The sequence below is a fragment of the Nonomuraea sp. NPDC052265 genome (genome assembly GCF_044547985.1).
Classification (GTDB): Bacteria; Actinomycetota; Actinomycetes; order Streptosporangiales; family Streptosporangiaceae; genus Nonomuraea.
This window is the reverse complement of record NZ_JBIUBJ010000002.1, coordinates 443616-469175: the sequence shown is the minus strand read 5'-3', so window position 1 is coordinate 469175 and position 25560 is coordinate 443616. Positions and strand designations below refer to the sequence as shown.

26 protein-coding genes and 1 pseudogene are annotated in these 25560 nt (G+C 70.3%); 13 read left to right on the top strand and 14 right to left on the bottom strand.

Annotated elements, in window-relative coordinates:
* Positions 1-3 precede the first annotated feature (3 nt).
* Positions 4-1470 (bottom strand): amino acid permease, encoded by a 1467-nt coding sequence (locus tag ACIHAD_RS07285; RefSeq protein ID WP_397353468.1) that lies wholly within the window; start codon positions 1468-1470, stop codon positions 4-6.
* Between the two features lie 90 nt (positions 1471-1560).
* Between ACIHAD_RS07285 and ACIHAD_RS07280 the strand changes: the two genes are divergently transcribed.
* On the top strand, positions 1561-2199 hold the full coding sequence (locus ACIHAD_RS07280) for a DedA family protein (protein WP_397353467.1): 639 nt from the start codon (positions 1561-1563) through the stop codon (positions 2197-2199).
* Here ACIHAD_RS07280 and dxs read toward each other — a convergent pair.
* The gene (gene dxs / locus ACIHAD_RS07275) at positions 2144-4027 is read right to left on the bottom strand and encodes a 1-deoxy-D-xylulose-5-phosphate synthase (protein WP_397353869.1); all 1884 of its coding nucleotides are present in this window, start codon (positions 4025-4027) and stop codon (positions 2144-2146) included. The genes ACIHAD_RS07280 and dxs overlap by 56 nt on opposite strands.
* A gap of 182 nt (positions 4028-4209) precedes the next feature.
* Here dxs and ACIHAD_RS07270 point away from each other — a divergent pair, with 182 nt between their 5' ends.
* Genes ACIHAD_RS07270 through ACIHAD_RS07260 form a run of 3 tightly spaced genes read left to right on the top strand, consistent with a single transcriptional unit; the run spans position 4210 to position 6722 of the window.
* Positions 4210-5073, top strand: a complete 864-nt coding sequence (locus ACIHAD_RS07270; RefSeq protein ID WP_397353465.1) for a neutral zinc metallopeptidase — start codon at positions 4210-4212, stop codon at positions 5071-5073.
* 53 nt (positions 5074-5126) lie between these two features.
* Entirely contained in the window at positions 5127-5936 is an 810-nt protein-coding gene (locus ACIHAD_RS07265; RefSeq protein ID WP_397353464.1) for a neutral zinc metallopeptidase, read from the top strand.
* A 36-nt stretch (positions 5937-5972) separates the two neighbouring features.
* Positions 5973-6722 carry a neutral zinc metallopeptidase gene (locus tag ACIHAD_RS07260; protein ID WP_397353463.1) on the top strand — a complete coding sequence of 250 codons (750 nt, stop codon included), beginning with the start codon at positions 5973-5975 and terminating at the stop codon, positions 6720-6722.
* Here the strand turns inward: ACIHAD_RS07260 and ACIHAD_RS07255 are convergent.
* Genes ACIHAD_RS07255 through ACIHAD_RS07240 form a run of 4 tightly spaced genes read right to left on the bottom strand, consistent with a single transcriptional unit; the run spans position 6719 to position 11162 of the window.
* Positions 6719-7924, bottom strand: a complete 1206-nt coding sequence (locus ACIHAD_RS07255; protein ID WP_397353462.1) for an ROK family protein — start codon at positions 7922-7924, stop codon at positions 6719-6721. The two genes, ACIHAD_RS07260 and ACIHAD_RS07255, sit on opposite strands and share 4 nt — an antisense overlap.
* A 35-nt stretch (positions 7925-7959) precedes the next feature.
* Complete coding sequence (locus tag ACIHAD_RS07250; protein ID WP_397353461.1) at positions 7960-9222, bottom strand: sugar ABC transporter permease; 1263 nt, start codon at positions 9220-9222, stop codon at positions 7960-7962.
* Positions 9219-9983: an ATP-binding cassette domain-containing protein gene (locus tag ACIHAD_RS07245; RefSeq protein ID WP_357965035.1), complete on the bottom strand. Its 765-nt coding sequence runs from the start codon at positions 9981-9983 to the stop codon at positions 9219-9221. The genes ACIHAD_RS07250 and ACIHAD_RS07245 overlap by 4 nt, the downstream gene beginning before the upstream one ends.
* Positions 9984-10043: 60 nt before the next feature.
* Positions 10044-11162 carry a sugar ABC transporter substrate-binding protein gene (locus tag ACIHAD_RS07240; RefSeq protein ID WP_397353460.1) on the bottom strand — a complete coding sequence of 373 codons (1119 nt, stop codon included), beginning with the start codon at positions 11160-11162 and terminating at the stop codon, positions 10044-10046.
* Positions 11163-11391: 229 nt separating this feature from the next.
* Here ACIHAD_RS07240 and ACIHAD_RS07235 point away from each other — a divergent pair, with 229 nt between their 5' ends.
* Positions 11392-11706 carry a hypothetical protein gene (locus ACIHAD_RS07235; RefSeq protein ID WP_397353459.1) on the top strand — a complete coding sequence of 105 codons (315 nt, stop codon included), beginning with the start codon at positions 11392-11394 and terminating at the stop codon, positions 11704-11706.
* A 132-nt stretch (positions 11707-11838) separates the two neighbouring features.
* Positions 11839-12378 (top strand): DinB family protein, encoded by a 540-nt coding sequence (locus tag ACIHAD_RS07230; protein WP_397353458.1) that lies wholly within the window; start codon positions 11839-11841, stop codon positions 12376-12378.
* A gap of 9 nt (positions 12379-12387) precedes the next feature.
* On the opposite strand, the gene ACIHAD_RS07225 is transcribed toward ACIHAD_RS07230, so the two are convergent.
* Positions 12388-13077 carry a sulfite exporter TauE/SafE family protein gene (locus ACIHAD_RS07225; RefSeq protein ID WP_397353457.1) on the bottom strand — a complete coding sequence of 230 codons (690 nt, stop codon included), beginning with the start codon at positions 13075-13077 and terminating at the stop codon, positions 12388-12390.
* A 101-nt stretch (positions 13078-13178) separates the two neighbouring features.
* Here ACIHAD_RS07225 and ACIHAD_RS07220 point away from each other — a divergent pair, with 101 nt between their 5' ends.
* Positions 13179-13925: a neutral zinc metallopeptidase gene (locus tag ACIHAD_RS07220; RefSeq protein ID WP_397353456.1), complete on the top strand. Its 747-nt coding sequence runs from the start codon at positions 13179-13181 to the stop codon at positions 13923-13925.
* Here ACIHAD_RS07220 and ACIHAD_RS07215 read toward each other — a convergent pair.
* Complete coding sequence (locus ACIHAD_RS07215) at positions 13862-14542, bottom strand: TetR/AcrR family transcriptional regulator C-terminal domain-containing protein (RefSeq protein ID WP_397353455.1); 681 nt, start codon at positions 14540-14542, stop codon at positions 13862-13864. The two genes, ACIHAD_RS07220 and ACIHAD_RS07215, sit on opposite strands and share 64 nt — an antisense overlap.
* 70 nt (positions 14543-14612) lie before the next feature.
* Between ACIHAD_RS07215 and ACIHAD_RS07210 the strand changes: the two are divergent.
* Positions 14613-14738: pseudogene (locus ACIHAD_RS07210) on the top strand (daunorubicin/doxorubicin resistance ABC transporter ATP-binding protein DrrA); the annotation flags it as partial.
* A 362-nt stretch (positions 14739-15100) separates the two neighbouring features.
* On the opposite strand, the gene ACIHAD_RS07205 reads toward ACIHAD_RS07210, so the two are convergent.
* Positions 15101-15325, bottom strand: a complete 225-nt coding sequence (locus ACIHAD_RS07205; RefSeq protein WP_397353454.1) for a DUF397 domain-containing protein — start codon at positions 15323-15325, stop codon at positions 15101-15103.
* 168 nt (positions 15326-15493) lie between these two features.
* Between ACIHAD_RS07205 and ACIHAD_RS07200 the strand changes: the two genes are divergently transcribed.
* A complete protein-coding gene (locus tag ACIHAD_RS07200) occupies positions 15494-15991 on the top strand; it encodes an ABC transporter permease (protein ID WP_397353453.1) in 498 nt (165 codons plus the stop codon).
* A 175-nt stretch (positions 15992-16166) separates the two neighbouring features.
* Here ACIHAD_RS07200 and acnA read toward each other — a convergent pair whose 3' ends face one another.
* Both acnA and ACIHAD_RS07190 read right to left on the bottom strand, forming a co-directional pair.
* A complete protein-coding gene (gene acnA, locus ACIHAD_RS07195) occupies positions 16167-18896 on the bottom strand; it encodes an aconitate hydratase AcnA (protein ID WP_397353452.1) in 2730 nt (909 codons plus the stop codon).
* A 145-nt stretch (positions 18897-19041) separates the two neighbouring features.
* Positions 19042-19770: a metal-dependent hydrolase gene (locus tag ACIHAD_RS07190; RefSeq protein WP_397353451.1), complete on the bottom strand. Its 729-nt coding sequence runs from the start codon at positions 19768-19770 to the stop codon at positions 19042-19044.
* A gap of 311 nt (positions 19771-20081) precedes the next feature.
* Here ACIHAD_RS07190 and ACIHAD_RS07185 point away from each other — a divergent pair, with 311 nt between their 5' ends.
* The 4 genes from ACIHAD_RS07185 (at position 20082) to ACIHAD_RS07170 (ending at position 23155) form a co-directional block, all read left to right on the top strand.
* A complete protein-coding gene (locus ACIHAD_RS07185) occupies positions 20082-20816 on the top strand; it encodes a PadR family transcriptional regulator (protein ID WP_397353450.1) in 735 nt (244 codons plus the stop codon).
* Positions 20817-20871: 55 nt separating this feature from the next.
* Complete coding sequence (locus tag ACIHAD_RS07180) at positions 20872-21357, top strand: DUF1707 domain-containing protein (protein ID WP_397353449.1); 486 nt, start codon at positions 20872-20874, stop codon at positions 21355-21357.
* 90 nt (positions 21358-21447) lie between these two features.
* Positions 21448-22128: a DUF6879 family protein gene (locus ACIHAD_RS07175; RefSeq protein WP_397353448.1), complete on the top strand. Its 681-nt coding sequence runs from the start codon at positions 21448-21450 to the stop codon at positions 22126-22128.
* Positions 22129-22282: 154 nt separating this feature from the next.
* Positions 22283-23155, top strand: coding sequence for a CAP domain-containing protein (locus ACIHAD_RS07170; RefSeq protein ID WP_397353447.1), 873 nt, complete (start codon positions 22283-22285; stop codon positions 23153-23155).
* A gap of 202 nt (positions 23156-23357) precedes the next feature.
* On the opposite strand, the gene mug is transcribed toward ACIHAD_RS07170, so the two are convergent.
* From mug to ACIHAD_RS07155, 3 genes are all read right to left on the bottom strand, one after another.
* On the bottom strand, positions 23358-23870 hold the full coding sequence (gene mug / locus ACIHAD_RS07165) for a G/U mismatch-specific DNA glycosylase (RefSeq protein ID WP_397353446.1): 513 nt from the start codon (positions 23868-23870) through the stop codon (positions 23358-23360).
* A 31-nt stretch (positions 23871-23901) separates the two neighbouring features.
* The gene (locus ACIHAD_RS07160) at positions 23902-25302 is read right to left on the bottom strand and encodes a sugar porter family MFS transporter (RefSeq protein ID WP_397353445.1); all 1401 of its coding nucleotides are present in this window, start codon (positions 25300-25302) and stop codon (positions 23902-23904) included.
* An 85-nt stretch (positions 25303-25387) separates the two neighbouring features.
* Positions 25388-25513, bottom strand: a complete 126-nt coding sequence (locus ACIHAD_RS07155; RefSeq protein ID WP_397353444.1) for a hypothetical protein — start codon at positions 25511-25513, stop codon at positions 25388-25390.
* Positions 25514-25560: the final 47 nt, after the last annotated feature.

The following is a 25560-nucleotide window of genomic DNA, read 5'->3' as shown; positions in this document are numbered from 1 at the left end:
GTCTCAGTCGCCGGCCACGGCGGCGCCCCGCCTGCTGTGACGGTAGCCGTAGGTGAAGTAGACGACCACGCCGATCACCATCCACACGACGAACCTGAGCCAGGTCTCCAGCGGCAGGTTGAGCATCAGGTAGAGGCAGGCCAGCACCGACAGGATCGGCAGCAGCGGCACCAGCGGCACCCGGAAGGCCCGCTCCAGGTCCGGCCGGGTGCGCCGGAGCACGATCACGCCGATCGAGACCACCATGAACGCGAACAGCGTGCCGATGTTCACCAGCTCGGCCAGCTCCCCGAACGACACGAACCCGGCCAGCGCCATGGTCACCAGGCCGATGAGGATGGTGAGCCTGGCGGGCGTGCCGAAGGTGGGGTGGACCACGGCCAGCCGGCGCGGCAGCAGTCCGTCGCGGCACATGGCGAACAACACCCGGGTCTGCCCGAGCAGCAGCACCAGCACCACGGTCGTCAGTCCGGCGATGGCGCCCACGCTGATGATCGTGGCCAGCCAGGGTTGGCCGACGGCGGTGAACGCGTCCGACAGCGGCGCGCTCGTGCTCAGCTGCCGGTACGGCTGCATGCCGACCACGACCAGCGAGACGGCGACGTAGAGGACCGTGCAGACGGCCAGCGAGCCGATGATCCCGCGCGGCACGTCGTGCTGCGGGCGCACGGTCTCCTCGGCGGCGGTGGCCACGATGTCGAAGCCGATGAAGGCGAAGAACACGATGGCCGCGGCCGAGAAGATGCCGATCACGCCGAACGCGACGGGCGAGACGCCGAACAGCACCTGGATCAGCGGCGCCTTCAGGCCCTCGACCCGCGGCGTGGTCACCGGCTCGGGGATGAACGGCGTGTAGTTGGCGGCCTTGACGAAGAACAGCCCGGCCACGATGACCAGCAGCACCACCGCGATCTTGGTGATCACCAGGATCAGGTTGACCCGCGAGGAGATCTTGATCCCGGCCACCAGGATCGCGGTGAGGATCAGCACGATGACCACCGCGGGCACGTTGACCACGGGATCGTCACCCGCGATGGACGGCGGCAGGTGGAGGCCGACCGAGTCGAGCATCGAGGCGAAGTAGCCCGACCAGCCGACCGCCACCACGGCCGCGGCCAGCGCCAGCTCCAGGATCAGGTCCCAGCCGATCACCCACGCGGGGAACTCGCCGAGGGTGGCGAAGGAGAAGGTGTAGGCGGACCCGGCCACGGGGATGGTGGAGGCGAACTCGGCGTAGCACAGCGCCGCCAGGCCGCACACGACGGCCGCCACGACGAACGAGACCGCGACCGCCGGCCCCGCCACCTCCTTGGCCACCTGGCCGGTCAGCACGAAGATCCCGGTGCCGACGATCACGCCGATGCCGAAGACCATCAGGTCCATGGCGGTCAGGCGCTTTCGCAGCTGGTGCTCGGGCGTTTCGGTGTCGCGGATCGACTGTTCGACGCTCTTCGTGCGAAAGATGTCCACGATCAGCGATCCTTCCCAGACCCTCCGTGATCATGCGCTCCCGCCGGGCCTCCCGGTGAAGCGCCTCGCCGGGGGTAGCGGACCCGCATCATGTTCGACGATCTGCTGGACACGCTGGCCAGGCAGGACGTGGCGGTGGTGTTGTCGCTCGTCCTGGTCTTCCTGACCCTGGACGCCTCGGTCGGGATCGGCCTGATCACGCCCGGCGACGGTCTGCTGCTCGTCGCGGGCGCCACGGCGGGCAGCGTGCCCGAGACGCTGGCGCTGATCGGCACCGGCGTGCTGGCCTGCCTCCTGGGCGCGACGGGCGGCCACTGGCTGGGCCGCCGGTACGGTCCCCGCCTGCGCCGGAGCAGGCTCGGCCGGCGCGTCGGCGAGGAACGCTGGACCCGCGCGGAGCAGATCCTGCGGCGCAGCGGCTGGGCGCTGGCGCTGGCCTACTTCCTGCCGATGGTGCACACGCTGACGCCGGCCGTGGCGGGCGCGGTGGGCATGCCCTACCGCCGGTTCATGCCGTGGGCGCTGCTGGGCAGCACGGCGTGGGTGAGCACGTACATCGTGCTGGGGGCGGTGGCCGGGCAGGTGGCGCGGCGGGACGCGGGCCTGCTGCTGCCCGTGGCGGGCGCGGCGGTGGTCGCCATGCTGGCGATCACCGCCGTGGTCCGCCGGGTGCTCAACGGCGGACGGGCTGCTCCACGCGAGAGGTCCGCCTGGCGACGGCCTCGGTGATCTGGCGCGCGAGGTCCTGGCCGGTCAGGCCGATGCGGCCGAGGATCGCGGCCCGCTTGGCGTGGTCGAGGAACTCCTGCGGGATGCCGAAGGTGCGCACCGGGACGTCGACGTCGGCGTCGCGGAGCAGGCGGGCCACGGCGTCGCCCACGCCGCCCACGCGGCCGTTGTCCTCGACCACGGCGACCAGCTTGTGGGCGCCGGCGGCCAGCGTCAGCGCCTCGTCGAGCGGCTTGACCCAGCGCGGGTCGACCACGGTGGCCGAGATGCCCTGCGCGTCGAGCAGGACGGCCGCCTCCATGCACACGTGCGCCATCGGGCCGACGCCCACCAGCAGCACGTCGGGCTCCCCCTCGGCGGCGCGCAGCAGATCCATCTCGCCCAGGCGGCCCACGGCCTCCAGGGGCTCGGCCACCGGGCCCTTGGGGAAGCGCAGCACGGTCGGCCCGTCGGAGACCTCCACGGCCTCGCGCAGCAGCTCGGTGACGCGGTCGCCGTCGCGCGGCACCGCGATCCGCAGGCCGGGCACGACCTGGAGGATCGACAGGTCCCACATGCCGTTGTGGCTGGCGCCGTCGTCGCCGGTGACGCCGGCCCGGTCGAGGACGACGGTGACCGGGAGCCGGTGCAGGGCGACGTCCATCAGGAGCTGGTCGAAGGCCCGGTTGAGGAACGTGGCGTAGACGGCCACGACCGGGTGCAGGCCGCCGAGCGCGAGACCGGCGGCGCTGGTCAGCGCGTGCTGCTCGGCGATGCCGACGTCGTAGATGCGGTCGGGGAAGGCGTCGGCGAAGGCGTTGAGGCCGGTGGGGTGGAGCATGGCCGCGGTGATGGCGACCAGGTCTTCACGCTCCTTGCCGAGCCTGACCAGCTCCTCGCTGAAGACGTTGGTCCAGATGCGGGGCTTGGGCTTCTCGGCGCCGGTGGCGCGGTCGAAGGCGCCGGGCGAGTGGAACTGGTCCTCGTCGTGGTTCTCGGCGGGGGTGTAGCCGCGGCCCTTCTGGGTGAGGGCGTGGACGATGACCGGGCCGCGGAAGGCGCGGGCCTTGCGCAGCGCCGCCTCCATGGCCTGCTCGTCGTGGCCGTCGATCGGGCCGACGTACTTCATGCCGAGGTCCTCGAACATGACCTGCGGGGCCAGGACGTCCTTGACGCCCTTCTTGAAGCCGTGGAGGGCGTCGTAGATGACCGGAACGTTCCCGAGCTTGTCCTTGACGTACTCGAGCATGTCCTCGTAGCGGCGGTTGACGCGCAGCGAGGACAGGTGGGAGGCCAGGCCGCCGATGGTCGGGGAGTAGGAGCGGCCGTTGTCGTTGACCACGATCACGACGGGCAGGTCTTTGATCGCGGCGATGTTGTTGAGCGCCTCCCAGGCCATGCCGCCGGTGAGCGCGCCGTCGCCGATCACCGCGACGACCGTGCGCTCGCGCTCGCCGCGCAGCTTGAACGCCTTGGCCAGGCCGTCGGCGTAGGACAGCGCGGTGGAGGCGTGGGAGTTCTCGACGAAGTCGTGCTCGGACTCGGCCTGGCTCGGGTAGCCGGACAGGCCGCCCTCCTGCTTGAGCGCCTCGAAGCCGGCCGCGCGGCCGGTGAGGAGCTTGTGCACGTACGCCTGGTGGCCGGTGTCCCAGATCACGGGGTCGTGCGGGGAGTCGAAGACGCGGTGGAGTGCGATGGTGAGCTCGACCACCCCCAGGTTCGGCCCCAGGTGGCCGCCGAACCTGGCGCAGGAGTCGACCAGCAGGTCACGGACCTCCCCCGCGAGCCGCGGCAGCTCCTCGACAGCGAGTCGTTTGACGTCGTGCGGTCCCTCAATCGAGCCCAGCAACCCGCTCACGGATGCGACTCCCCTCTGCCTCGTTCGCCGTCTGTTCCTTTTCGACGACGCAGAAGAGTCTAGTTCGCCGACGTCTCACTGACTCCATCGAGTCAAATCCACCCACTTATGTCCGATCTTGACCTAGTCTTTCCGGACATATGAACTCCCTCCCTAAAGGCAGGATCGCGGCTTTGGTCGCCGCTGCCCTCGCACTCGCCATGGCCGCCGCCTCCCTCGTGCTCGTGCTCTCCGACGTCGCCACGACCTCGGCCGAGCGTGCGCCGGTCAGCCAGGCCCAGAAACTCGCCTCCCCGCCCGCCGGCGCCGCGGCTCGCAGCGGCGGCGCGGCCGCGCCCGGCGGCCGGGCGCAGGCAACGGCGAACCCGCTCTACAGGACCGGCAGGCTCGTCGACGTGAACTGCGCGCCGGGCGCCCTGCCCGCGGGCAGCATGATCGCCTACCGCCGCTTCCTGACCCGCGTGACGAACTGCCTGAACAAGGCGTGGGCCACCCAGTTCCGCAAGGCCCGCATGCCGTTCAGCAAGCCGCGCCTGCGGATCATCACCAAGAAGGTGCGGACCCCCTGCGGCGCCTGGAACACCGGCGCGGACGGCGTCTACTGCTCCACCGACCGCACGATGTACCTGATGATCAGCCGTGACCAGCTCCGCAACCCGTTCCCGCTGGGCATCAGCCGCCTGATCGCCCACGAGTACGGCCACCACGTCCAGCAGGCCAGCGGCATCTGGAACTACTACTGGACGGCCAGGTCCACCGCGGGCAAGGCCGGGCGCCTCCAGCTCTCGCGCAAGTCCGAACTGCAGGCCGAGTGCTTCTCCGCCGTCTTCATGAGCACGATGAAGGGCACCGACCTGGTGAACCAGTCCGACTGGGACTACACGGTCCAGTGGTTCTACAAGAACGGCGCCAAGGGCTGGCCGCAGAACGACCACGGCAAGGGCCCGACGCAGGCGGCCTGGATGACCAGGGGCTTCAACCGGGGCGCGCCGGGCGCCTGCAACACGTGGGCGGCGGCTGCACGAAACGTCCAGTGACGTCGGGCGTTTCCGCTTTACCTGGAACCCCCTCTTTTGTAGTGTGCCTTCCCATGCGTACCCCCCGATTGGCGATCATTGCCGGTGCCCTGGCGAGCGTTTTCGTCGCCGGTACGGCCCACGCGGCCGCGGCCGCCCCGGCAAACAAGCCGGTCCTGACGAAGAACCCGATCTACAAGACCGGCCGGCTCGCGCTCAAGACGTGCGAGGAGCCGCCGGTCCAGTCCGGGACCGAGGACGAGGCGCGGGTCTACTTCGACGCGGTGCTCGGCTGCCTGAACCAGGCCTGGGCCCCGAAGCTCAAGCAGGCGGGCTTCGCCTTCAGCAAGCCGAAGTTCAGGGTGACCACCAAGCTGGGCACTCCGACGGGATGCGGCGGCTTCCCCGAGGGCGCGCAGGCCCTGTACTGCCCGGTCAACAAGACGATGACCCTCCTGCTCAGCCCGAACGTCGTCGAGGAGCCGTCGGACCCGGTGCTGATGCTGGTCGTGGCCCACGAGTACGGGCACCACGTCCAGAAACTCACCGGCATGCTCCGGCACAACAAGCGCGGCGAGTACGTCCTGGACAACCCGCGTGACCTGGAGCCGGTCCGCCGTACCGAGCTGCAGGCCGAGTGCTACGCCGGGGTCTTCATGGGCAGCGTCTGGGACTCCCTGGGCCGCAGCCAGCAGGAGTTCGACTCCCTGCTCAGGAGCTCGCACAGCCTGGACCTGAGCGCGATCGGCGTGAAGACGCGCTCGTCGGCCGACCAGACCCACGGCACGGACGCCAACGTCGCGTACTGGCTCAAGCGCGGCTTCACCGGCAAGACGGCGGGCTCCTGCAACACCTGGACCGCCTCCAAGGGCAAGGTCCGCTAGCCCGAACCCGCACAAACTCCTCTAAGATCCGCGATCGTGCGCATTCCCCTCATGGCGCTTGCCATGTGCATGATCGCGGATCTTCTGCTGCCGGCTCCGGCCGCCGCGGCGGGCAGGCCGGCGCGAGGGGGACTGTCGGCCGCGCCGGTCGTCGCGCGGGAACGCCTGTCGTGCAAGGTCCCCGCCATCAGGGCGGGCAGCGCCGCCTCGCTCAAGTCCTTCCACCGGGCCATGGCCGCATGCGCCGACCGCTTCTGGGCCGGCCGGTTCGCGGCCGCGGGCCTGACCTACACCCCGCCCGAGGTCACCGTCACCACGGGCGGCGACTCCGTCTGCGGCCGGATCACCGTCAACGGCGCGCAGTACTGCCCGGCGCAGCGCACGATCGTCATCCGCATCATGAAGCACGACCTGAACGACCCGTTCCGGATGAACGTCGCGCACTCCGTCGCGCACGAGTGGGGACACCACGTCCAGCAGCTCACCGGCGTGTTGGACGCGCAGAACGCCCTGTACTGGCCCGCCTCCACGGGAGCGCGCACCGTGCTCAGCCACCGGCTGGAGATGCAGGCCGAGTGCTTCGCCGGCGTCTTCTACAGCGCCGCGCTCACCTCGATCAGACCCGACGTCAGCTGGCGCGACTGGCTGGACGCCGTCCGCCGGGCGGACTACAGCAAGATCCACGGACGCCCGCGCAACCTGGCCTACTGGCAGAACCGCGGCTACCGCGAGGGCACCACCGCCGCCTGCGACACCTGGACGGCCGCGAAGGACCGGGTGCGCTAGGAGCTGACCCGGGCCAGCACCTCCAGCGGGTCGGCCAGCACGTGGGCGAAGGCCAGCTCGGCCGCCCCGACCAGGGTCACGTGGTCGCCGAGCGCCGAGGTGCGCAGCCGTACGTGCTCGCGCTGGGGGGCCATGGCGTGCAGCGCCAGCCGGGTGCGGACCTGCGCCGCCGAGCCGAGGTAGACCTCCCGCAGCATGCCCCCGAAGATGACCATCTCCGGGTTGAAGATGTTGACCAGGTTCGCCACGCCCAGCCCGAGCCAGTCGCCGACCCGGCTCAGCGCCTCCTGCGCGACGATGTCGCCCCGGTCGGCCGCGTCGACCACGGCCCGCACCGCGTCGCGGCCGTGCTGGCCGGGCCCGAAGCGGCCGGCCAGCTCCAGCAGCGCCCGCTCCCCCACCTCGGCCTCCAGGCAGCCGTGCGAGCCGCAGGAGCACTCGCGCCCGCCGGGGTTGACGACCATGTGGCCGACCTCGCCGCCGTAGCCGTCGAAGCCGCCGAGCAGGTGGCCGCCGGTGATGATGCCGCCGCCGATGCCCACGTCGCCGTGCAGGCAGATGAGGTCGCGCACGCCCACGCCGAGGCCGCGACTGTGCTCGGCCAGGGCCGCCAGGTTGGCGTCGTTGCCCACGCTGACCGGCAGCCCGAGCCCCAGCCTGCGGGCCAGCTCCTCGCCGAACGGCACGTCGTGGGCCATCAGGTTGGGCCCGAACGTCACCACCCCGTCGCCCTTGCGCACCCCGCCGGACACGGCGGCGGCGGCGCCGACGCACACGGTGTCGTCGCGCGTCTTGCGCCGCATCTGCCTGGCGAACCCCGACAGCACCCCGGCCAGCTCGTCGAGGACGAATGTGCCCCGGTCGCGGGTGGTCTCCCGGCGGTCGAGGATGACGCCGCCCAGCCCCACCCGGGCCGCCACCAGCCGGTCGGGGCCCACGTCGAACGCGAACACGTAGACGCGCGCCGACTCCGGCCGCACCACCAGCGAGGGCCGGCCGGCCCGGCCGGTCTCGCGCGGCAGTTCCTCCCGCACCAGGCCGGCGGCGGTGAGGTCGGAGGTCAGCGCCATGATGGTGCTGCGGTTGAGCCCCATCTTCGAGGTCAGCTCGGCGCGCGAGATCGGCCCGCCCAGATGGACATGGCGAAGCAGCGCGCCGAGATTGTGGCGCCTGATGTCCTCCTGGGACGGTCCGGCACGCATCGTCTGGGGTTCCTTCAGGGGCTGCGGGTCGCTGATCACCTTAGACCAGCAGCAGCCGCCCGCTTGCGCGCCAGGGCGTCGACGCCCGCGGCGAGCAGCAGGACGCACCCCGTGACCAGGTACTTCACGCTCGCACCGTAGCCCATCAGGCCCATGCCGTTCTCGATCACGGCCACCACGGCGCCGCCGAGCACCGCGTCGAGCACCCGTCCCTTGCCGCCGAACAGGCTGGTGCCGCCGATGACCGCCGCGCCGACCGCGTACAGCAGCACCGAGCTGCCGCCCGTGTTCGGGTCGACCGAGCTGGCCCTGGAGGCGGCCACGATCCCGCCGACCGCGGCCATCGACGAGCAGATCACGAACGCCGCGATCTTGATGCGGTCGACCGGGATGCCGGCCCGGCGCGCGGCCTCGGTGTTGCCGCCGACCGCGTACAGGTGCCGGCCGAACGCGGTGCGCCGCAGCACGAGCGTCCACACGACCAGCAGCACGACGATCACCGGCACCACGATCGGCACGCCGGTGAGCGAGACCAGCGCGGGGTTGCGGCTGCGCTCCAGGTTGAGCACGTAGACCGCGAGCCCGCCGAACAGCGCCAGGGCGCCCACGCGGGCCGCGATCAGCGACAGTGGGTCGGCGACCAGGCCGCGCGCGGACCGGTTCCTGGCCCGCAGGAGCTGGACGGCCGCGAAGGCCACCACGCACACCGCGTACAGGATCCAGCCGAGCAGCGGCGGCAGGTTCTTGTTGGCGACGGCGACGATCACGCTGTCCCGGACCGAGATGTTCGTGCCCTCGTTGACCAACACCAGGACCAGGCCCTGGAAGGCCAGGAAGGCGGCCAGCGTGACCACGAAAGACGGTATGCCGACCTTGGCCACCAGCGTGCCGAGCACGACGCCGATGAGCACGCCGGTGGCGATGGCGGCCAGTACGCAGACGTACCAGGGCAGGCCGAAGGTGGCGAGCGTGACGGCGAGCACCGCCGCGCAGACGCCGCTGGCGAAGCCGGCGGACAGGTCGATCTCGCCCAGCAGCAGGACGAACACCAGGCCCATGGCGATGAGCGTGACGTTCGCGCCCTGGGTGAACAGGTTGGCGAAGTTGATCGAGGTGACGAAGGCGGGCCGGGCCAGGGCGAAGACCGTGCAGAGGACGATCAGGCCGAGCACGGCGGGCAGCGCGCCCATGTCGCCGCCGCGGACGCGCTCCCAGTACGCGCGCACGCTGTGGGCGATCGACGGGGACTGCGTGGCGACGACGATGGCCTCGCCCGGAAGTTCCTTGACCTTGCTCATGGGGTGACCCCGTTCTTGAGGCCGAGTTCGCCGCTGCGACCGGAGGTGATCAGTTCGACGACCTGCGCGTGCGTCAGGTCGGCGGTCTTGACCTGGGCGGCCATCCTGCCGAGGTAGAGCGCCGCGATCCGGTCGGAGACGGCGAACACGTCGTTCATGTTGTGCGAGATGAGGACGACCGCCAGGCCCGTGTCGGCCAGCCTGCGCACGAGTTCGAGCACCTGCGCCGTCTGGGCCACGCCGAGGGCCGCGGTGGGCTCGTCGAGGATGACGACCTTGCTGTTCCACAGCACGGCCTTGGCGATCGCGACGGTCTGGCGCTGGCCGCCGGACAGGCTGGAGACCTGCTGCCTGATGGACTTCACCGTACGCACGGACAGGCTGCTGAGGGTCTTCTCGGCCAGCTCCTCCATGCTGTCCTCGTCGAGCAGGAAGCCGTTCTTGCGTTCCCTGCCGAGGAACATGTTCTGGACGATGTCGAGGTTGTCGCAGAGCGCCAGGTCCTGGTAGACGATCTCGATGCCGAGCTCGCCCGCGTCCCGGGGGGTGTGGACGGTGACCTGGCGGCCGTCGAAGAGGATCTGGCCCGAATCGATGGGGTAGATGCCGCCGATGCACTTGACCAGCGTCGACTTGCCGGCGCCGTTGTCGCCGACGAGCGCCGTGACCTCGCCGGGGTAGGCGGAGAACTCGACCTCGTGCAGCACCTTCACCGGACCGAAGCTCTTGTCGATCCCGCGCACTTCGAGGAGGGGGGTCATGGGGCTCCCTAAAGAGGGGCGCGGCCTCGCGCCGATGGCCTTCGGCCGCGCCCTTCCACGCTATTGAATTCCGGCCTCAGTGCACTTCTTGGCGAAGTCGGCGGTGCAGAGCTCCTCCTTGGTGACGTAACCGTCGGCCACGACGTCCTTGACGTTGTCGAAGGTGATGGCCTGCGGGTCCAGCAGCTCGGAGGGCACGTCCTGGCTGGTCTCGGGGTCCTTGACGCTGGCGCTCGCCGTGGGCTTCTCGCCCTTGGCCAGCGCGACTGCGAGCTTGGCCCCGGCGTCGGCCTCCTTCTTGACCGCCTTGTAGACCGTCATGCACTGGTCGCCCACCAGGATGTTCTGCAGGCCCTGGACCGTGGCGTCCTGCCCGGTGACCGGCACCTTGCCGTTGAGGTTCTGCTTCTTCAGCACGGTGATGGCGGCGTTGCCGAGGCCGTCGTTGGCGGCCAGCACGCCGGCGATCTTCGGCTGCTGGGTGAGCATCTGCTCGAAGATCGTCCCGGCCTGGGCGTTGTCCCAGTCGGGCACGGCCTGGTCGGGGCCCTTGACGTACTCGCCGGAGTCGAACTTGGGCTTGAGCACGCCGTCGTAGCCGCTCTTGAACAGGGTCGCGTTGTTGTCGGTCGGCGAGCCGTTCAGGTAGGCGACGATGGGCTTGTCGGCCTTCTTGTCGGCCAGGCACTTGCTCAGGCCCTCGCCCTGGAGCGTGCCGACCTTGGTGTTGTCGAAGCTGACGTAGTAGGCGGCGCCGCCGCCCAGGGTCAGGCGGTCGTAGTCGATGGTGGCCACGCCCTGCGACTTGGCCTTCTCGATCACGGCCTTGCCGCTGCCGCTGTCCAGGTTGACGATCATCAGGACGGTGGCCCCGTTGGTGATCATCTGGTCGGCGATGGTCTGGAACGCCGTCTTGTCATTCTGGGCGTTCTGGATGTCGTACTGGACGCCGGCGGCCTTGAACGCCTCTTCCAGGTACTTGCGGTCCGCCGTCTCCCAGCGCGCCGACGACTTGCTGTCCGGAAGGATGACGCCGATCTTGCCGGCCTTCGCGGACTGCGCCGCCGTGGCGGAGGAGGTGGAGGTGGTACCGGTCTGACCGCTTTCGCCCCCGCAGGCGGTGAGACCGAGGGCGAGCGTCGCCGCCGCGGCGGTCAGGCTGAGGATCCCCTTGCGCATGATGCAGGGTCCTTTCTTCCGGAGGGGCCCGGATGAATGTTGTTTGCGGCAACGTATTCCGCCACGGCCTGCTTTGGAAGACCCTTCCGTAGCGGAGTTTGTTGTTTCCGGTAACAATCCAGAAACGTGGGGGCGCGGAATGGTAACTGAGAGTAACTATTTGGTTACTGTGCGTGACGGATGAGGCGCGTGAGGATGGTGAGGCCCTCGAAACGAAAGGAACCCCGCCATGCGCCACCGTGCCCGCCTCGCCGCCCTGACCGTGGTCCTCGCCTCCGCGACCGCCGCGCTTCTCGCGCCCCTGCCCGCCCAGGCCGCGACCGGCCAGGTCGTCGTCTTCCAGGTCGAGCCCCTCCCCCTGGAGATCTACAACGACCCCGGCGGCTGCACGAAGTTGCCCGTCGCCGCGCACGTGCTCAACAACCAGACCGATCAGGTCGTCCGCATCTACGGCGACCCGTTCTGTTTCGGGTCGTCCGTCGCGGTCCAGCCGGGCTACGGCAGCCATGTCCCGGCGGGGTCGGGAAGCTTCTCCGTCGCGTAGACGAGCGCCGATCGGCCCCCGCACCCCCGCACCCCCGCGGGTCGGCGGGACCGTCGCGGTCGCCGACGTCACGGGCGTGGTCGGGACGACGGCCCGTTGACCTGTCGGGCCCGGTCGCTAGACTGCGCGCCCATGACCGATTTCGACGAGCACGGGCGCCCCGAGCCGCCCCTCATGGGCGACGAGGCCGAGACCCTCCTGGGCTTCCTCGACTTCCTGCGGGCCACCCTGGAGTGGAAGTGCTCCGGCCTCGACGCGGCGGGCCTCGGCGCCACCACCGCCGCGTCCTCGCTGACGCTCGGCGGCATGCTCAAGCACCTGGCCTACGTCGAGGACCACTGGTTCTCCCGCCGGCTGCACGGGAACGCCCCGCACGCCCCCTGGGACACCGTCGACTGGACGGCCGATCCCGACTGGGACTGGCACTCCGCCGCCGACGACTCCCCCGGCGAGCTGCGCGCGCTCTGGCGGGACGCGGTGGCCCGCTCCCGCGCCCTGACCGCCGAGGCGCTGGCCGCGGGCGGGCTCGACCAGCCCGCCCAGCGTCCCTGGCGGGACGGCCGCCGCCCGCACCTGCGCTGGATCCTCGTCCACATGATCGAGGAGTACGCCCGGCACAACGGCCACGCCGACCTCATCCGCGAGTCCGTCGACGGGCAGACCGGCGAGTAGCCCGGCGGGTCAGGCCAGCAGGCTCTGCGTGATCAGGGCCAGCGCGGACACCGTGGCCACGACCAGGACGGCCGTGCGTACCTTGCCGCCGTCCAGGTAGCGCCGCAGCGGCCCGGAGGCCAGGAAGCCCAGGATCATCGGCACGATCAGGGTCGCGCCCGTGGCCAGCGCGCGGGCGGGCAGATGGCCGACGAACGCCAGGATGGCGATCGACTGCGCGGCACTCAGGAAGAAGAACATCGCCAGGGTGGCCCGGATCTGCGGCCCCCTGGCGCTCTGGTACACCAGCGCCAGGGGCGGGCCGCCGATGCCCGTGGCGGTGCCGGTGATCCCCGACAGGAAGCCCGCGCCGGTGATCGTCGCGCCGTTGCGGGCGATGCTGACCGTACGGGCGGTGAGCCCGACCGCCAGCAGCACCATCACGCCGACCAGCACGCCGAGTGCCTGGACGGAGACGTACACGACGATGACGGCGCCGACGGCGCTGCCGGGAACCCGGCCGAGCAGCGCGAATCCCAGCCCCCGCCAGTCCACCCGCCGCCACTCGACGGCCAGCGTGAACAGCGGCAGGGTCATGTTGACCACCTGGATCGCGCCCGGCATCAGGCTCGGGTCGAGCATCGTCAGCACGGGCGCCGCCACCAGCCCCAGCCCGAACCCCACGCTCCCCTGCACGACCGCCCCGACAAAAACCGCCATACTTCCGACAATCAGCACCAATGCCGCATCACTCACGCAGAAAAGTCAACCACCTTCCCCCTCAGGTGCGGGGCTGGGTGGTTTGTGGGGGTTGAAGGCTTATGCTGCTCACCGTGCACTCCCCCGCCCCGCGCGCTCTCACCACCCTCGCCGCCCGGACGATCCTGACCGTCCTGACAGTCCTGTCGGCCGGGACGACGGTCCTCCAGGCGGGGCCCGCGCAGGCCGCGACGCCCGGGCTCGGCCGGTCGGCGTGCCCGGAGACGGCGATGAGCTCCGGCGGGATCCCCAGGAGCCGCGAATACCTCACAGCGGTCGTGAAATGCCTGGACAAGTCCTGGGCCGCGTACCTCAGGCACACCGGCCGGACGTTCCGCAAGCCCGTCGTCCGCTACTACGACGAGCCGGTGCGCGAGGTGTGCGGGTTCGCCTGGCCCGAGCACGCGGCGGCCTTCTACTGCATCGGCCGCGACACCCTCGTCTTCCCCCTGACCGGCGCCTGGATCGAAGGCCGCACCGACCTCTACCCGTTCAAGGTCGCCGCCCACGAGTACGGCCATCATGTGCAGAGCCTCCTCGGCGTGCGCAAGGGCGCGCAGAGCCGGCGCTACGAGCTCCAGGCCGACTGCCTGGCGGGCGCGTTCCTGGGCAGCGTGTGGCCGTCCCTGAGCCGCACCCGGCAGGACTGGACGGCGCTGCTCGACGCCACCAGGGCCGCCGGAGACGAGGACGAGGAGCACAGCCACGGCATCGGCGCCAACCGCGTCCGCTGGCTGGAGCGGGGTTACCGGGCCGTCTCGCCGGCGGCCTGCGACACCTGGTCGGCCCCCGCCTCGCAGGTCTCCTGACAGTCGAGGCGGCCCTGCATGCCGTCGAGGATGAGCGCGAGCCCACCCTCGAAGGACCGCTCCCCCTGGGGGTCGCCCACCTCCGTCAGCCCGGCCGTCAGCCGGGGGTGGGCCCGTCGGAAGGCGGCCATGTCCGGCCTGGCCCCGTCGGCGTCCGGCCGCATCCGGTCGGCCTGCTCCTCCAGCACGAACCCGGCGACGTACACGCTCATCGCGAACAGCCCGCGCACCGCGTCGGCCACCGCGAACCCGGCCGACTCCAGCGCCACCACCGACCGCTCCACCACCTCGAACAGCACCGGTGAGGGCCGGGTGCCGGCCACCAGCCGGGCGCCGTCGCGGTGGGAGTTGAGCATCGCCCGGTCGCGGTGGGCATGATCCCTCACCCACTCCCGCCAGGCGGCGGGCTCGGTGAGAGCGGGGCGGTTCATGTGGGCGGCGGTCATCGCCTCGGCCATCGCGTCGAGGAGCTCCTGCTTGTTCCTGAAGTGCCAGTAGAGCGCGGGCGCCTGGACGCCGAGCTCGGCCGCGAGCCGCCGCAGCGTGAGCCCGTCGAGCCCGGTCTCCTGGAGCAGCCGCAGCGCGGCGGCCACGATGGTGCCCTTCTCAAGTGCCACGGTTGACAGCTTAACAACGTTCAATGCGTCCTTAACGCTGTTAGATTCAACGCCGTCAAGGAGCCTCGCGATGATCTACGCGGAGGGTTTGCGAAAGCGGTACGCGGCCAAGGAGGCGCTCAGGGGCATCGACCTCGACGTCCCGGCCGGCACGGTCTGCGGGCTGCTCGGCCCCAACGGGGCGGGCAAGCCGACTGTCAAGGTATGACCCCTAAATGCCGCAGTGCGGAGCCGCAGACTGTAGGGCTTTGACGAATCGTTGCGGTGGTGCTGAACGCGTGGGGCAAGATCACAAAAGGGAGGGCATTACGCTGGTCAGCGAACGGGAGGGGCTGGGCCCCTCCCCGCGTTGTGCGCCCCTCCGCCCCCCTTTTGTGATCTTGGAGGGGCCCCGCGTGTTCGGCTCCGAAACGATTCGGTAAGGCCCTGACCGCTACAGCGCCTCGTGGCCCTACGGCGGGTCCAGCGGGCCAGAGGCACGCAGTACGATGCTCGGCCCGAGGGGGTTCCCAAAAGCTCTTGGTGGATCGCGCAGCAGGTCCGGCGTTGACCGCGCCCTCAGTCGTGGGATGCCGGGAGTGGCCCGACGATCTCATCGAAAGCGCCGCTGCCGAGACCATGCCGGAACGCCAGGATCTCGGAATCCGTGAAGGACAGGATCGGGCCGGCTGGGTCCTTGGAGTCACGAACCTCGATCATCCCGTTGTGTCTTCTCAGCTCGACGCAGTTGCCGTTGCCGCCACTGAACGGACTCTTCTTCCAATCGGTGTCCACGATCTCCATCCGCGACCCTTCCATACCCGCGTCACGCGAGGCGTTCCACTACTTCCATCAGCATAGATGCTGAATCGTTCGGACTCAGCGCACCGGCTTCGAGGTAGTCGAACACCGACTCGTAGGGGTGCACCTCCGGCGCTTCCTCCAGATAGACGGCGCTGAGGCACCTGGCCGTTGCTCGGCCCTGACGGCCGCGGGCGCAGCGTGGCCGACCTGTCGATGCACCTGCTGTCGCTGGCCGCCATGGTCGCGGCGGCCGTGCTGCTGGCCGGATGGCGTACGCACGGCTCCCCGGGCGAGACGGCGGCGGCGTTCGGGCTGCTGGCGCTGTTCGGCCTGGCGATGATCTGGGTGGGCACCTACATCGGCCTGTACGTGCGCAGCGGCGCGCAGGCCGACGCCGCCACGTTCGGCTGGCTGTTCCCGATGACGTTCCTGGCCAACACGTTCGTGCCCACCGAGGGCCTGCCCGCCTGGCTGCGGCCGGTGGCCGACTGGAACCCGATGAGCGCGACCGTGGCCGCCGCCCGCCTCCTGTTCGGCAACCCCACCTCGGCGGGCTCGGTCTGGCCGCTGCGGCATCCGGTCGCGGCGAGCCTGCTCTGGTCGGTGGCGCTCATCGCCGTGTTCGCCCCGCTGGCGACCCACCGGTACCGCACGTCCAGCCGGTGACAGGGAGAGCCGGTGAACAGCGGAGCCGGTGAACAGCGGAGAGCCGCCCGGCGGAGGGTGTTCCGCCGGGCGGCTCTCACGGGTCGGGTGATACCCCCGATGCGGGCGCGTGAGGATCCGCGCCCCGTCCCCGGCCCCGCGTCCGGCTCTTGACCGGGCGCGGGCGCGGGAAGTCCTACTTGGCCAGCAGCGAGCGCAGGACGTACTGCATGATGCCGCCGTGCCGGTAGTAGTCGGCCTCGCCGGGCGTGTCGATGCGGACGACCGCGTCGAACTCCACGTCACCGGCCTTGACGTGCACGGTGGACGGGATGCCGCCGCCGTTGAGCGCCTCGACGCCGGTGATGTCGAACGTCTCCTCGCCGGTCAGCCCGAGCGAGTCCGCCGTGGCCCCCTCGGGGAACTGCAGTGGGAGCACGCCCATGCCGATCAGGTTGGAGCGGTGGATGCGCTCGTAGGACTCGGCGATCACGGCGCGCACGCCGAGCAGCGCGGTGCCCTTGGCCGCCCAGTCGCGAGAGGAGCCCGAGCCGTACTCCTTGCCCGCCAGCACCACCAGCGGTGTGCCGGCCTCGGCGTAGTTGACCGAGGCGTCGTAGATGAACGACACCGGGCCGTCGGCCTGGGTGAAGTCGCGGGTGTAGCCGCCCTCGGTGCCCGGCGCGATCTGGTTGCGCAGGCGGATGTTGGCGAACGTGCCGCGGATCATCACCTCGTGGTTGCCGCGCCGCGAGCCGTAGGAGTTGAAGTCTCTGACCTCGACGCCGTTGGCCTGGAGGTACTGGGCGGCGGGGGTGCCGACCTTGATCGAACCGGCCGGCGAGATGTGGTCGGTGGTGACCGAGTCGCCGACCTTGACCAGCACGCGGGCGCCCGGGATGTCGGTCACCGGCTCCGGATTCTCCGGCATGCCCTCGAAGTAGGGGGCCTTGCGCACATAGGTGGAGGACGGGTCCCACTCGAAGGTGTCGCCGGTCGGGATCGGCAGCGAGCGCCAGTGGTCGTCGCCCTTGAACACGTCGGCGTAGTCGCGCTCGAACATGTCACGGCCGATCGAGGAGTGGACCACGGCCGCGATCTCCTCCGGCGCGGGCCAGACGTCCCTGAGGAACACCGGCTGCCCGTCGGAGCCGAGCCCGAGCGGCTGGTTGTCGAGGTCGATGTCCATCGTGCCGGCCAGCGCGTAGGCCACCACGAGCGGCGGCGAGGCCAGGTAGTTCATCTTGACGTCGGGGTTGATGCGGCCCTCGAAGTTCCGGTTGCCGGACAGGACCGCGGTGACCGCGAGGTCGTTGGCCTGGATGGCGTCGGAGATCTCCGTGGGCAGCGGGCCCGAGTTGCCGATGCAGGTGGTGCAGCCGTAGCCGACCAGGTTGAAGCCGATCTTGTCGAGGTACGGCTGCAGCCCGGAGCGCTCGAAGTAGCCGGTGACGACCTGCGAACCCGGGGCCAGCGAGGTCTTGACCCACGGCTTGCGGGTCAGGCCCTTCTCGACGGCGTTGCGGGCCAGCAGCGCGGCGCCGATCATGACGTACGGGTTGGAGGTGTTGGTGCACGAGGTGATCGCGGCGATCGACACGATGCCGTGGTCGATCTCGAACGACGTGCCGTCGGCCAGCGTGACCGGGACCGGCTTGTGCGGCCGGCCGCCGTCGGCGCGGGCGTTGGAGGCGGGCGCGTCGGAGGCCGGGAAGGACTCCTCGCCCTCCTCGTCGATGCTGTCGGCCACGTAGTTCTGGACGTCGCGGCGCCAGGCGTCCTTGGCCGCCGACAGCTCGATGCGGTCCTGGGGGCGCTTCGGGCCGGCGATGGACGGGACGACCGTGCTGAGGTCGAGCTCGATGTACTCGGAGAAGACCGGCTCGGGGCCCTGCGGGTCGAGCCAGAGGCCCTGGGCCTTGGCGTACGCCTCGACCAGCGCGATCTGCTCCTCGGAGCGGCCGGTCAGGCGCAGGTAGTCGACGGTCTGGCCGTCGATCGGGAAGATGGCGCAGGTGGAGCCGAACTCGGGGCTCATGTTGCCGATCGTGGCCCGGTCGGCCAGCGGCACGGAGGAGACGCCCTCGCCGTAGAACTCGACGAACTTGCCGACCACGCCGTGCTTGCGCAGGATCTCGGTGATCGTCAGGACCAGGTCGGTGGCGGTGGCGCCGGCGGGCAGCTTGCCGCTGAGCTTGAAGCCGACCACGCGCGGGATCAGCATGGAGATCGGCTGGCCGAGCATCGCGGCCTCGGCCTCGATGCCGCCGACGCCCCAGCCGAGAACGCCGATGCCGTTCTCCATCGTGGTGTGGGAGTCGGTGCCGACGCAGGTGTCGGGGTAGGCCTTGCCGTCGCGGATCATGACCACGCGGGCCAGGTGCTCGATGTTGACCTGGTGGACGATGCCGGTGCCGGGCGGCACGACCTTGAACTCGTCGAAGGCCGTCTGGCCCCAGCGCAGGAACTGGTAGCGCTCGCGGTTGCGCTCGTACTCGCGCTCGACGTTGCGCTGGAAGGCGTCGGGGCGGCCGAAGTAGTCGACGATGACGGAGTGGTCGATGACCATCTCGGCGGGCGCGAGCGGGTTGATCCTGGAGGCGTCGCCGCCCAGGTCGCGCACGGCCTCGCGCATGGTGGCCAGGTCGACCACGCAGGGCACGCCGGTGAAGTCCTGCATGATGACGCGGGCCGGGGTGAACTGGATCTCCACGCTGGGCGTCGCGTTCGGGTCCCAGCCGCCGAGCGCCCGGATGTGGTCGGCGGTGATGTTGGCGCCGTCCTCGGTGCGGAGGAGGTTCTCCAGCAAGATCTTCAGGCTGTACGGGAGGCGTGCGGCGCCCTCGACGGCGTCAAGCCGGAAAATCTCGTACGCCGCGTCTCCGACGCGTAGCGTGTCACGGCTGCCGAAGCTGTTCGCGGACACGGTGATTCGCCTCCTCCATCAGACAATTGCTCACTTGAATCCTGCCGCACCCACGGAACGACACGTACGTTAGGTGAACCTAACCTGCGGGGCTCGCGGCGGATGTCTCGACGTCAAGATATTACTACGGTATCTCGACATCAAGTTAAAGCGGGGCCAGCCGCCAGAAGAGCAGGCCGATGATGGCGACGGAGAGGATCGGCGCGAGGATCTTCTGCTCGAACTTCTTGCCGGTCTTGATGCCGATCTTCCACGGCAGCACGAACTTGGCGCCGAGCGGCCAGAGCACCGGGCATCCCCGTTCGGTCATGCAGTCGCCCACCACGTGGATCAGGCAGCCGACGCCCACGGCCAGCCCGAGCCAGGCGTACCCGACCTGCAGCGACAGGAAGACGGCGTAGAGCCCGGCCGTCAGGCCGATGTTGACCATCACCGACCCGGCCTTGTTCCCCGGGATGCCGATGCCGATGGCCCGCAGGGCCAGCCCGACGAGCAGCACCACCACGATGTCGCGGGCGATCGGATAGGTGTTCGCCAGCCAGTGGACGCCGAACCCGAGCGCCGCGGCGAAGGCCAGCGAGTGCGTCATGCCCCGGTGTCCGCCGCTGATCCACGACACGAACTTGCTGAGCATCCAGGTGACCGGCCCGAACGTCTGGGCGATGGTCGCGCTGGGATGGTCGAGGTCGGGCAGCATGGCCGCGCCCGCGCAGACCAGGGCGCCGGCGATCAGCTCGGCCGGGCCGAGGGCGCCGGCCATGATGCCGGTCTCGATGAACCGGGAGCTCTCGTTCAGCAGTGGCAGTGCGGCCAGCGGCGGCGCCAGCGCCAGCCAGGCGATCGCCCCGGTCATCGCGTGCGTGTGCCCCATCATGATCGGGACTGTATTGCAAAGAGCCGCTTTACGCGGCGAGCCCCGCCGCCAGGTTGTCCTGACGGTGGAACGGTCCGGCCCAAACCTCCTGGAAACGCAGACGAGGTCGTCTCCGCGGCGACAGCACCCCCCAGCCCTGCCGACGCGGAACGACCTCGTCTGCTCTGTTCAACGGCGGGCATCCCAATACTGTTCCCCGATTCCGCAACTTTTTCGTGATCTGTCTCACTCTCGGCCGTGCCTTGTCAACGACACAGTAGCGATATATCTTTGACGCATCGAGAACAGATCGCGATACAAGGAGAAAGAACATGAGTTACGCACATGCGGCGGGCGAGCAGTGGTTCGGCCCGCGGGAGAACCTGCGCGCGGCGCGCGAGAAGCTGAGGGCCATGGCCGACGCCTTCGAGCAGATGGGCGGCCATCACCACCATCGCCGGGGCGGCGGCGGTCACGACGAGCACAGGCAGCGGGGCCGGCGCGGCGGTCCCGGCGGACCGTTCCCGTTCGACTTCGGGCGCGGCGGCCCCTTCGGTCCGGGCGGGCCCTGGGGCGGGCACCACGGGTGGGGGGGCGGCCGGGGCCGTAAGGCCAAGCGGGGCGACGTCCGCGCCGCGATCCTGGCCCTGCTGTCGGAGGAGCCGCGCAACGGCTACCAGATCATCCAGGAGATCGCCGAGCGCAGCGAGGGCGGCTGGAAGCCCAGCCCCGGCGCCGTCTACCCGGCGTTGCAGCAGCTCACCGACGAGGGCCTGGTGATCTCGGAGGAGAACGAGGGCCGCAAGACCTTCCGGCTCACCGACGAGGGCCGCGCCTACATCGACGCGCACCCCGACGAGGTCCGCGCCCCCTGGGACGAGATGCGTCCGGACATCGACGACAACACCGCTGATCTCTGGCACATCGCCCGACAGTCGGCATTCGCCATGATGCAGGTTCTTCAGACCGGAAACGACGCACAAATCCGCGAAGCGCGTAAGACTCTGGTTGAGACCCGGCGCAAGCTCTACCAGATCCTGGCCGACGGCGAACCGGGCGAGGAGTAACCAGGTGACCGGCTCCGCAGCGACAGGCCGGTTCGGGGAGAGCGAGGAACCAGACATGGACCACAACGATCTCCGCATCGGCGACGCCGAGCGCGAGCAGACGATGGCGGCCCTGCGCGAGCACTTCGCCCAGGGCCGCCTGACCCACGAGGAGCTCGACGAGCGGCTCGACCGGGCGCTGGCCTCCAAGACGGTCCGCGACCTGTCCCAGGTGACGGCCGACCTGCCCGGTTCGTCCCCCGCCTACGCCCCACCCCAGCAGGTCCCCCAGTTCGACCGGGACGCCTGGCGAGAGGCGATGAGGGCACACCGCCACCAGATGCAGGCCATGCGCCACTCGCAGGCCGGCCGCCCCTGGCACGACCATTCCCGCCGTAACCGGCACGGCCACCGCGGTCCCGGGCCGTTCCTTCCCTTCCTGATCGTCTTCGGGGTGCTGGGGATGGTGTTCGGAATCGGCTTCTTCAAGATCCTGCTGGCGGTCTTCCTGGTGGCCACCGTGGCCAACCTGGTGCACCGCCGCTTTCACTACCGCGGGTGACCTTCACGCCCCTTTGTGATGTTGGGTCTTGACCCGGGTCAAGTGACATTTCATGATCTGGTCGGGTCTCACCGAGCGAAGGGGCGTCGTATGGCAGAGCCGGGTTCCGTGGTGGCCGTCACGAATCCGTTCGCCGCCGTGGGCGGCGCCGACGCACTCGTCCTGGACGCGCCCGGCTACCTGGCGGCCTTCGACCGCGACCACGAGGGCTGCGACGTCCCGTTGTGGAAGCTGGAACGCGCCCAGTGTTTCTACGAGCCGGACGTGGCGAGCTGGCGGGCCATGATGGACGGCGACTGGACCGGCTCCCTCGCCCTGGCCGAACAGATGGCGCCGCTGGTGGCCGGATACTTCCGCCACCGGATGCCGGTCCGGCGGGTGCGCGTGGTGGAGTTCCCGGTCAGCCCGTACCTGCAGTGGGAGATGCACCTGCTGGACATGCGGGCCAGGGCGGGCTCCCCCTGCCGGGTGGTGCCGGCGGCGCGCGTGGCCGCCCTCGAACCGCTGCCCGAGCTGGTGATCTTCTCTCCCGAGCTGATGTACGAGGTCCTCTACGACGAGTACGGCGGCGGACGCGGCGGACGGCGCATCACCGATCCCGGCGTGATCGGCCCCTGCCTGCGGGCGGTCCAGGAGCTGTTCGCCGAGGGCGAGGACGTCCGCGACTTCCACCGGCGGGAGATCGTGCCGCTGCCGCCGCCGTCGATCACCGACGAGACGCGGGCCGCGGTGCCCCCGTACGCCCACCGGACCGAGGAGTTCCGGGTCTGAGCGCGGCGGCGGATGGAACGGGCCACGACGCGTCTCTGGACACTTTGGTTTACTCGGACCTCAGGGAAATTTCGTAAATATCGTGACACGGGGGTTGCGGCCCTACCAGAATGCGGTGCGATCCAGCGTCCATCGCAACTGGAGGAAGCCCCCAATGCGCAGACCCCTAGGGGTACTCGCCGGCCTGGTGAGCCTGGCGGCACTCGGTACGCCGATGAGCACGGCCGAAGCCGCCACGGCCGGCAGCGAGGCCGCCGGCCGCTGCCGGGTCACCGTGGCCACGCCTCGCGTCACCGACACCGCACAGATCGTCTCCTCCGCCGCCCGCCAGGGCTGCCGCACGGACGCGCTGCTGCGCGTCCGGCTCAAGCGCGCCGTCCCGGGCCCCGACCCCGTCGTCAAGAGCGGCTCCACCAGGTCGGACAGCCTCGCGCTCACCCTCCCCTGCGCGCCCGGCGTCTACTACGCGGTCGCCACCGACCACCGGGGCCGCGGCGCGACGTCCAGGGCGGTCAAGCTGTCCTGCGCCCCGGCCGGCACGCCGAGCCCGACCCCGACGGCCCCGGGCACCCCGAAGCCCACTCCGACGACTTCCGCCACCCCGGCGCCGAAGCCGTCCGGCCCCGCCGGCGCGGTGGGCACCGCCGAGGAGAACGAGGTCCTGCGCCTGGTCAACGCCGAGCGCGCCAAGGGCGACTGCAAGCCGCTCAAGCACGACGCGCAACTGCGCGCCGCGGCGTTCGGCCACTCCTCCGACATGGCCGCCAAGGACTACTTCGACCACACCTCGAAGGACGGCCGCAGCTTCATGGACCGCATCAGGGCGGCCGGCTTCACCGGCGGGACCGCCTTCGCCGAGAACATCGCCTACGGCCAGAGCACCCCGGCCTCCGTGATGAACTCCTGGATGAACAGCTCGGGCCACCGGGCCAACATCATGAACTGCCGGTACACGGTGATCGGCGTGGGCGCCGCCAAGAACGCCCAGGGCCGCATCTACTGGACGCAGGACTTCGCGGCCAAGTAGTCCCCACGGGTGCCCCGCCCGGCCGCGCGGGGCACCCGCTGCATCAGACCCGGGTCAGCAGGACGTCGCCGTCGCCGGCCTTCCTGACCCCACGTGCCATCTGCCGGGCGTGGTCATGAAGGCCGTCCGGAGCGGGACGTTGGCGGGCCGGCGCGCCGGATGCCGGTCGGCCGTGTCCTCCACGTGCTGGGTGGGGACGGGCCTATCCGGAGTGCGGCCGGTCCAGCGAGGCCCGCAGGCGGGCCATCTCCCCGGCGATCGTGGCCACGGTCCAGTGGGCGTTGAGTCCGCTCGGGTTCGGCAGCACCCACACGCGGGCCTCGCCGACCCGCTCGGGCTGGGGGCCGATGACCGCCTTGGGCCGTGCGAAGGCCGTCCGGTACGCCGAGACGCCCAGGACGGCCAGCACCTCCGGCCCCAGCTCCGCCACTCTTTCCGCCAGTTCCCGGCCGCCCGCCACCAGCTCGTCCCTGGTCAGCTCCGACGCCTTGGCGCTGGCCCGGGGGACGATGTTCGTGATGCCCAGCCCGTACGAGGGGAGCAGGTGCTGCTCGGCGGGGGCCAGCAGGCGCGGCGTGAAGCCGGACAGGTGCAGCGCGGGCCAGAACCTGTTGCCCGGCCGGGCGAAGTGGTGGCCGGTGGCCTCGGACATGAGGCCGGGGTTGATGCCGCAGAGGAGCACGTTCAGGCGGGGACCGAGCACGTCGACAAGCACGTGCCGGAGGTTAGCCCACTCCGCGGCGTGGTCAGCCCATTTCTTCGAGCTTGCGGCCCTTGGTCTCCTTGACCCATTTGGTGACGAAGAGGAAGGACAGCAGGGCGAACAGGGCGTACATGGTGTAGGTGAGCGGCAGGTTCCACTGCGACAGCGCCGGGAACGAGACCGTGATCAGCCAGTTGGCGATCCACTGCGCGGCGGCGGCGATGCCGAGGGCGGCGGCGCGGATGCGGTTGGGGAACATCTCGCCGAGCAGCACCCAGACCACCACGCCCCACGACAGGGCGAAGAACAGCACGAACACGTTGGCCGCGACGAGCGCGATCGGCCCCTGCGGGGTCGGCAGCGAGACGACGCCGCCCACCTCGCGGGAGGCGCTGAACGCCCAGGCCGCGGTGCCCAGCGCGACCGTCATGCCGGCCGAGCCGATCAGCAGCAGCGGCCTGCGCCCGATGCGGTCGACCAGCGCGATGGCGATGAACGTGCCGATGATGTTGATGATCGAGCTGGAGAAGCTGATCAGCAGCGAGTCGCTCTGGTTGATGCCCACCGACTGCCACAACACGGACGAGTAGTAGAAGATCACGTTGATGCCGACGAGCTGCTGGAACGCCGACAGGATGATGCCGATCCAGACGATCGGCAGCAACCCGAGCGCGCTCCCGCGCAGGTCCTTCAGCCCCGGCACCCGCTCGGTCCGCAGCACGTGCTGGATCTCGGAGATCCGGGCGTCGAGGTCCACGTCGTCGCCCTCGACCTCGGCCAGCACCTCGCGGGCCTTCCTCGACCGCCCCGACATGATCAGGTAGCGGGGCGACTCGGGGATGGTGGAGGCGAACAGCAGGTACAGCAGGGCCGGGACGGCGCAGGCGCCCAGCATCCACTGCCACGCCTGCAGCCCCCACAGGTGGTTGTTGACGTCGCCGCCGGCGAGCTCGGCGATCAGGTAGTTGACGAGCTGCGAGACCGCGATGCCGAGCACGATGGCGAGCTGCTGGAACGAGCCCAGCCGCCCCCGGTAGGCGGGCGGCGCGACCTCGGCGATGTAGGCCGGCCCGAGCACCGAGGCCATGCCGATCGCGAAGCCCGCGATGACGCGCCACAACGCCAGGTCCCAGATCGCGAACGGCAACATCTGCCCGATCGAGCTGACGGTGAACAGCCCCGCGGCCACCTGCATCGACCGGGTACGCCCCCACCGGTCGGCCAGCCCGCCCCCGATCCAGGCCCCGAGTGCGGACCCGAGCAGCGCGATGGCCACGACGAAGCCGATCTGGACCGCGCCCACCTGGAAGTGCCGCTGGATGCCGGTGACCGCGCCGTTGATGACCGAGCTGTCGTATCCGAACAGGAACCCGCCGATGGCCGCCGCCGCGGTGATGAAGACGACGTGGCCCAGATGCTCCTGATGGGTGTACCGAGTTGCCATACAGGTCCCCTCCCCGTGATCGGGGACCTACCCGGAGATCACCTGTGTAGCGCGGCGCTTACCCAACCTTGGAACAAACCGGCCATCAGGAGCGGGTCAGCCAGAAGACGGCGATCACGACGGCCGCCGCCACCAGCGCCAGGACGTACCGCAGCAGCGCGCGGCCGAGCCTGCGCCGGACGTAGCCCGGACGGTGGCGGTCGGCGGTCATCTCGTCTCCTTCACAGGGCCGGGTCCTTCACAGGGCCGGGGTCACAG